The 7,171-nt window shown below is 38.6% G+C and carries 7 protein-coding genes; 6 read left to right on the plus strand and 1 reads right to left on the minus strand.

Annotated elements, in window-relative coordinates; all coding sequences use genetic code 11:
• Positions 1-39: 39 nt before the first annotated feature.
• The 6 genes from DW981_RS08560 (at position 40) to DW981_RS08585 (ending at position 5,186) form a co-directional block, all read left to right on the plus strand.
• Positions 40-384: a hypothetical protein gene (locus tag DW981_RS08560; RefSeq protein ID WP_118507416.1), complete on the plus strand. Its 345-nt coding sequence runs from the start codon at positions 40-42 to the stop codon at positions 382-384.
• Positions 368-2,242 (plus strand): bifunctional DNA primase/helicase, encoded by a 1,875-nt coding sequence (locus tag DW981_RS08565; RefSeq protein ID WP_182434198.1) that lies wholly within the window; start codon positions 368-370, stop codon positions 2,240-2,242. Before DW981_RS08560 ends, DW981_RS08565 begins: the two co-directional genes overlap by 17 nt.
• Positions 2,243-2,252: 10 nt before the next feature.
• Positions 2,253-2,510: a hypothetical protein gene (locus DW981_RS08570; protein ID WP_118507418.1), complete on the plus strand. Its 258-nt coding sequence runs from the start codon at positions 2,253-2,255 to the stop codon at positions 2,508-2,510.
• A gap of 5 nt (positions 2,511-2,515) precedes the next feature.
• Positions 2,516-2,722, plus strand: coding sequence for an excisionase (locus DW981_RS08575; protein ID WP_118507424.1), 207 nt, complete (start codon positions 2,516-2,518; stop codon positions 2,720-2,722).
• Positions 2,723-2,801: 79 nt separating this feature from the next.
• Positions 2,802-3,935, plus strand: a complete 1,134-nt coding sequence (locus tag DW981_RS08580) for a site-specific integrase (protein WP_118507419.1) — start codon at positions 2,802-2,804, stop codon at positions 3,933-3,935.
• 633 nt (positions 3,936-4,568) lie between these two features.
• A complete protein-coding gene (locus DW981_RS08585; RefSeq protein WP_118507420.1) occupies positions 4,569-5,186 on the plus strand; it encodes a PBECR4 domain-containing protein in 618 nt (205 codons plus the stop codon).
• A 430-nt stretch (positions 5,187-5,616) separates the two neighbouring features.
• Here the strand turns inward: DW981_RS08585 and DW981_RS08590 are convergent, their stop codons facing one another.
• Positions 5,617-6,930: an IS30 family transposase gene (locus tag DW981_RS08590; RefSeq protein ID WP_118507421.1), complete on the minus strand. Its 1,314-nt coding sequence runs from the start codon at positions 6,928-6,930 to the stop codon at positions 5,617-5,619.
• Positions 6,931-7,171: the final 241 nt, after the last annotated feature.

Below are 7,171 nucleotides of genomic sequence, written 5' to 3' on the forward strand. Positions count from 1 at the left end.
TATACGTTAAGTTCCGAAAGTGGGAAGTCGGTAGAATCGGTGGATGACATCTCACAGGTTAAGATTGTGGAGAAATTTGATGAATTTTGGAAGGCCTACCCAAGGAAAGAGCATAAGGCAATGGCAGAGCAGGAATATGCCAAATTGATAGTGCAGGGAATTAAAGAGGAAATGTTGATTGCATCGGCCAAGGCATATGCTAGAGCAAAGGATGGACAAGATCCTAAATATTTGAACTGTCCGGATTCGTGGCTGCAGAAATGCATTTATTCGGATTATGAAGTGAAAGAGGAAAAGCCAAAAGGACCGCAACAACCGGAAGAAGAACCGGGAATAGATATGTGGAACGGAGAGGATGAACCGAAAAATGGGGAAACTGTATGAATTTAAGGAAGAGGATGCCTATTCTTTCGCTAGACATGTACATATTCAGGCTAAGGCAAGAGGGCGTGAACTTCAATTTTTTCATTGTCCATACTGTAGAGGCGGCAAAGGTGGCAAGGACAAGGGAACCTTTTCTATCAATTTACAAACTGGACAGTTTAAGTGTCTCAGATCAAGCTGCAGTATTTCCGGCAATATGATCACCTTGGCAAGGGACTTTGATTTTTCATTGGGAATAGAGGTTGATGAATACTATCAGCCTAGAAAACAGTACAGGCGTTTGAAGACGCCTAGCAAGCCTATAGAGCCACTACCTGAATCTGTTGAGTATTTGGAGGGTAGAGGAATTTCGGAGGCAGTAGCAAGACAATATGAGATTACAGTGCATGCAAAGCGGGATGATGTCTTGGTGTTTCCGTTTTTTGATGAAAATGGAAAGCTACAATATGTCAAATATCGAGACACGACCTTTTTCAAGGGGAAAACCTATATAGATAGGGATGGACAGCAGAAGGCAGCTGCAAAGGAATGGATGGAAAAAGATTGCAAGCCGATTTTATTTGGCATGAAACAATGCGGGAAGGATCGCAAGCGGTTGGTGATCTGCGAGGGACAGATGGACAGCCTTTCGGTGGCAGAGGCAGGAATTGGATGCGCAGTAAGTGTACCGGGTGGAATGAATAACTTCCGTTGGATCCCTTATTGTTGGAATTGGGTGTGCGAATTTGAGGAAATTGTGGTTTTTGGCGATTATGAGCGTGATCATATGACATTGCTTGAAGACATCCGTAAGCGATTCCCGAACAAGATCCGCTATGTGCAAGAGGAAGATTATAGGGGATGCAAAGATGCAAATGAAATCTTGCAAAAGTATGGAAAGGATGCTGTAAAGACTGCAGTTGAAAATGCTATTGAACAGCCGGTGAAACAGGTGGTCGAGCTTGCAGATGTTAAACGGCGCGACTTAAAGGATATACCAAAGTTCAAGACAGGATTTCGACAACTTGATTCATTCCTTGGCGGGTATTTTTACGGTGGGCAGCTTATAATTCTCACTGGAAAGCGTGGACAAGGAAAATCCACAGTGGCAAATGAGTTTTGCGTGTCTGCACTGCAGCAGGGTAAGAGTATATTTGCCTATTCTGGAGAGCTACCGGACTGGCAATATAAAAGCTGGATTGATTTTCAAATTGCCGGTCCGCAGAATATTGTGGAAAATACACTACCGGATGGTTCTGTAAAGCGTTTTATCACAAATAGCAATCAGGATCAGATTGAAAATTGGTACCGGGGTAAATTTTACTTATATAGCAATAATGATGTTGAAGATGATGAGCTTGTGGATCTAGTAACGACAATAGAACATTCCGTGATGCAGTATGGCATTGAGTTGGTCATTGTGGACAACCTTATGACGGCGTTAGATGTGGATATGGCTGCAGATGAATATCGCTGTCAAAGCAAGTTCGTAAAAAAGTTGAGTCGGTTAGCGAAGCGGTTGGATGTTGTCGTGATTTTAGTCGCACATCCACGAAAAAACAGCTTTACAAGCGATGAAAACGATGCGGTGAGCGGTTCGGCTGATATAACCAATGCAGCGGATATAGTGATGACATTCAAACGAGATGAAGATACACCGGATCACAATTATTTGTCTCTGAGCAAAAACCGCTGGTTTGGAAATTTGACAAAGAAAGATGGCATTGATCTCTGGTATGATCAAAGATCACGGCGAATCATAGACAGATCCAAGAAAGATTTTTTCTACGAGACTGGTTGGAAGGTCGAACCGGAGCAACAGAATTTTGATGGATTTTTCAATATGCCAGACGATATGGAAAATCCATTTGAGAAATGAGGGAATGCGAATGGCAAAGAAAATAGAAGGAGAAAAGGAATTTTTTGGAGAATGGTATATTTTACTGCAAAAATATGGATTTCCTCCGGATATTCACAACGAATCCAAAGAGGCAGTTCATTTTTGGAATTGTCTGTGTGATGATGTGAGGAATTTGAATAACAAATACAGGACGCATCAATTACAACCGTTTTTTAGGGAATTGTGCCTTGACCTGATCGGTGAGGTGCGGCGCAGAAGCAAAGCAATAACAAAGGAAAGGGGATGACGGAAATGGCAAGAGGAAGATTAGATGTGCCGATATGGGAAAAGATGAATTTGACGATAGAGGAGGCCGCCGCATATAGCAATATAGGAATTAACAAAATAGATGAGATGGCAAAGGCTCCAAACTGTTCGTTTGTATTGTATATAGGGAGAAAGAAGCTTATTAAAAGAAAAGAGTTTGAACAATATATAGCGAAATCTGTTGAAATTTGAAAATATGGACTTTTAAGCCTTGATATGATAATATATTAAAATGTATCAAGGCTCTTTTCTTTTGGAAGGAGTTGATTTTATGGGCAAAGATCTAAGAGGAAGAGAGCTTGGCGTAGGAATATGTCAGCGAAAAGATGGGCTGTATACAGCTAGATTTATTAGCAAGCGCACAGGAAGGTCTGTCCAAAGATATTTTCCCAAGTTGCAGGAATGTCGTAATTGGTATGCTGATGCAAGGTTTCAAGATGAACATGGTGAAATCAATGCCGGTGGTGATATGACAGTCACAGCCTGGTTTGAGTATTGGCTTAATAATATAAAAGGCGATACTATCAGGCCAAATACGATAAGAAATTATAGGGAAAGGTTTGAACACAATATCAAAGATTGCATAGGGAATATGATGTTATCTGATGTAAAACCAATGCATTGCCAGAATGTTCTAAATCAGATGAAAACCAGATATAGGACATCGACAATATATCAGGCAAGGATTACTTTGTATTGTATGTTTGCGGATGCGGTTGAGAATGATGTGATCTCAAAAAATCCGGTTACAAAAGCAGTTAAATACAATATTGGTAAAGATCCTAAGAAAATAAGGGCATTGACAGTGCATGAACAGAAAAAATTTCTGGAAGTGGCGAAAGACAGCAGCAATTACAATCAGTTTGCGTTTGTATTACAGACTGGATTAAGAACAGGCGAAATGATTGGCCTTAAATGGTCTGATATTGATTTTGAAAAGAAGGTCGCACATATTCAACGATCAATGGAATATCGGCATTCTGTTGGTGAATGGAGAATAGGCAAACCTAAAAGTAAATCGGGATACAGGGATGTTCCTTTGACGGAAGAAGCGATTCGATTATTGAAAGCACAGAAGGAAAAGATGACAAAAATGAAAGTTGTTAATATGGAATTTTCAGAGTTTGTGTTTTTGAATCGTAAGGGCGAGCCTACAAAGAACTCAGCGTACGACTCAACATTGTTCAAATTGTGTGATAAGGCTGGTATAGACAGATTTTCGATGCATGTACTTCGACATACTATGGCTACACGGTGTATTGAAGCAAATATGCGACCTAAAACCTTGCAGGTGATTCTCGGACATTCCAATGTGGGAATTACTATGAATCTTTATGTTCATGTGACTGAGGAGGAAAAGGTAAAAGAGGTAGAAAAGATAGAAAAAGCCCTAAAAATTGTGTAGTAAATTGTGTAGTAAAAAAATATAGAAAGGCGAAAACCCCTTAAAATGGGATGTTTTCGGATAGGTATAAGATAAAATGAAACTAGGAATTGTGATTTACTAGCAATTTCGATGTAGGTTTCTATATCTTGATAAATGTCCTTAAAGCCTTATAAAATGGGAGATTGCGATAAAAATTAGTTCGATAAAAGTTGTTATAACTTTATGTTATTCAGTAGAAAATTGGTACATAATTGGTACATGGCAAGTTGATGGATAAAAGAAAAATATGAAACTAGAAGTGATATCACGAGCCTCGGTACTCAAAAAATATGAATCTTATAGATTGCGTGACGGATGCTTGTCAATTATTGAAAAAAATCAATTTATTGATTGACAAATGGATTACATGGGCATAATATAATAGTAGAAAGCACTGGACATCCGCACAAAGGATGTAAAATATTTGTGGATTTGCTATAGTGATACATTATAGCGACCTGCGTGGCACAGTATCTGAGGTGATGTTGCCATATCCAGTATGAGGATTAAGTCATATGCTTTTGGTTTGAGCAGAAATGTTCAAGCGAACTGCCAGTGGTTATTCAGAGGGAAGCGTTTTCGCTTCCCTTTTTTATTTAGAGAGGAGTACAAATGGGAAAATCTGCGATTTTGAAGAAGATACATAATGCTGCGAAGAATTATCAGAGATATTTGGCTGGAAAAACTTTTATGTATGTATATGAAGGAAAAAGCATTGAAGTAGTTTTTAAAAATTCCTCATTTTTACATTTAACTGGTGTAAATACGAAATTAAGGGCAAAAGAGTTTTATAAACATGCGAAAACTAAGAATGGATTAAAAGTACAAGAGTTTTTCTTTGATAAAAATCATCCATATGATCTGGCAGAAAAAAAGACGGATCATTTAGAGGATTTATATAGGATTACGAATATGGAAGTTTTGATCACAGAGGATGTGGTTACCTTTACAGCAAATTACAAGATAGGTATTACAGATTTGCAGTTTATTTTATTGTGTGGAGAAAACAGGGATAAGCACGGAAAATTGATTGATGATTGTCTGGTGCCATATTCTTTTCGGATAGAACAAATTGGAAATGAAAAGTTCGGAGAATTATATGAAGTGGATTTCATTTTTTGTAAGCAGACCAATGAATCAAAATATGAAATAATATCCTATAAGGGGGATAAGGAAATGGGCACAATACCGGAAGCAATAAGGATGAAGATTAGTGATGATTTGGTATAAGGTGAGGGGCAGTATAGAAATGAATCAATAAATGAAGCTTAAAAAGTATCATTGCAGCTATTCATTTTTTACGAGCTGGAAATAAGATTTTATGTTTGTGAAAATTACTAAAAATAATTGTAAAATTTCTGGTTAGTTAAGGAGTGGTGTCGAATTTTGTCGAATGTGTGGAGCTGATTTGAAAAAGTAAATTCCAGTGCAAGAGTAAATTCCACGGGCTTTTAAATTTTATTGATTTTGCAGGAGATTTTTTAACAAAATCTCCTACTTTCTGCTATAATTAAGCCAACTTATCGAAATTTTGTTGATTTTATGGCATGAAAAACAGGCTACTGGAATTCGGTGTGCTAGACTAAATTCCACCAGCCACATTATAAAAATGTGAAATGTTTACTTCCAGTCTGACAGCAGATTTCGATCAGTTGATTGGTTACTTCTTAAAGCGTATCAGCTTAGGCGTTAAATTGACTTCATCTGGTGAAATCGGCTTGAGCTGAAATGCTTTAAGAACATCTTCTCCAAGTGTTTTCAGGGAAGCATCATACGGTGTTTGGCCACCAAGGCTTTCTCTTGGAGTAGAGTTTATATGATTTACAATAAGATTGACATCCCACTGAGTCAGAAATTCAAAGGATGATCCTTTGGGCAATATCGTGCGGAGCATTGTATGCGCCTGCTCGATGGTTCCCTTCTGTCCGCTCCGCATGGGATCACAATAATAAATGCTGCTTCTTTGGATGCCGTTAATACCGGTTTCCAATTTTTCCGGGTCACCAAATTCAGAGCCACGATCAGTTAAGACATTTTTAAAAACAGATGTAAATTCATACGTTCCCATACGTTTTTCCAAACGGTCAAATACAGCACGGACAGCACCTTTTGTGCACCGGTTAAGAAGAAATGCAAGAAACAGCTTTTCCTCTGTAAAGATCATAGTCAACAGTGTTTTATGGGAATCCCTTGATGACTTTACTGTATCCATTTGTACATAAGAATCTAATTCCATAGAACAGAAGTCTGCATAGGTTCTGTTGGTAAACACTTTGCGGTCTTTGATCTGTGTTTTGTGGCACTTTCTTGGTTTAAATTTTGCCTGCCTTTTCAGATCTACATTTCTGGCTGTGAACAGTCCTTTATCGATGTATGTATACATGGAACGGACAGACATATCAAGCTCCGGATGATTGATCAGGATCTGATAGGGTGACTGTCCCTGAGCGATCAACGGAGTAATGATCTGATCTTTTTGGTGCAGCTGATGCCTGGTCATATTTATTCCGGCACGGGAACTGCTTAATAATTCACGGTACTTACGGTCGGCAAAGCGGGCATCATAGCGATATTTATGGGCAATGGTACAATGATTGATTTTCATTGGACAACCATTGCATACATAAGGTGCCCTATCAAGTCTGCTGCACCGTTCCTTTTCGAAATCCTTACAGGTCTGGTTGCAGGTTGGACAGGATGTGCATTTGACACCGCAGAGAATGATTTTTCCACAGGCGTTTGTTTTTTTACAGTGATAGCGGTGTACACAAAAGTTTTTGGCATTATAGAAAGTTCCTTTGTGGCACCAGTCAGAAAGACGTCGTGATCTAACCTCTTTTGAGATGGTTGTAGGATCTTTACAAAGGAATGCCGCAATGTCTTTAAAAGTTGCACCCTTGGATAATTCGTTTTCGATGTAGATACGGTCATTAAGTGTCAAATGCTTTTGGTTTCCAGGGATATATTTACTCATGATAATTCTCCTTCTACTGCTGTCAGAAGGAATTATTACAATAACACGGATGTATGAAAGAGTAAATATCTACTGTGCAGGACTGAATTCCACCGACCCGTGGGGCAGTGGAATTTAAAATTTCATTTTAGGTGTCCGAGCAGATCGAAATATAGGATTTTACATTTGAGCCTCTTTATGATATGATTAAATTTGAGTATTGAGGCTCTTTTTGTGTGAAAGGAGCTGCAATATGGGTAAA

Origin of the sequence: Clostridium sp. AM49-4BH, from assembly GCF_003478335.1 — a bacterium.
Lineage (GTDB): Bacteria > Bacillota > Clostridia > Lachnospirales > Lachnospiraceae > Butyribacter.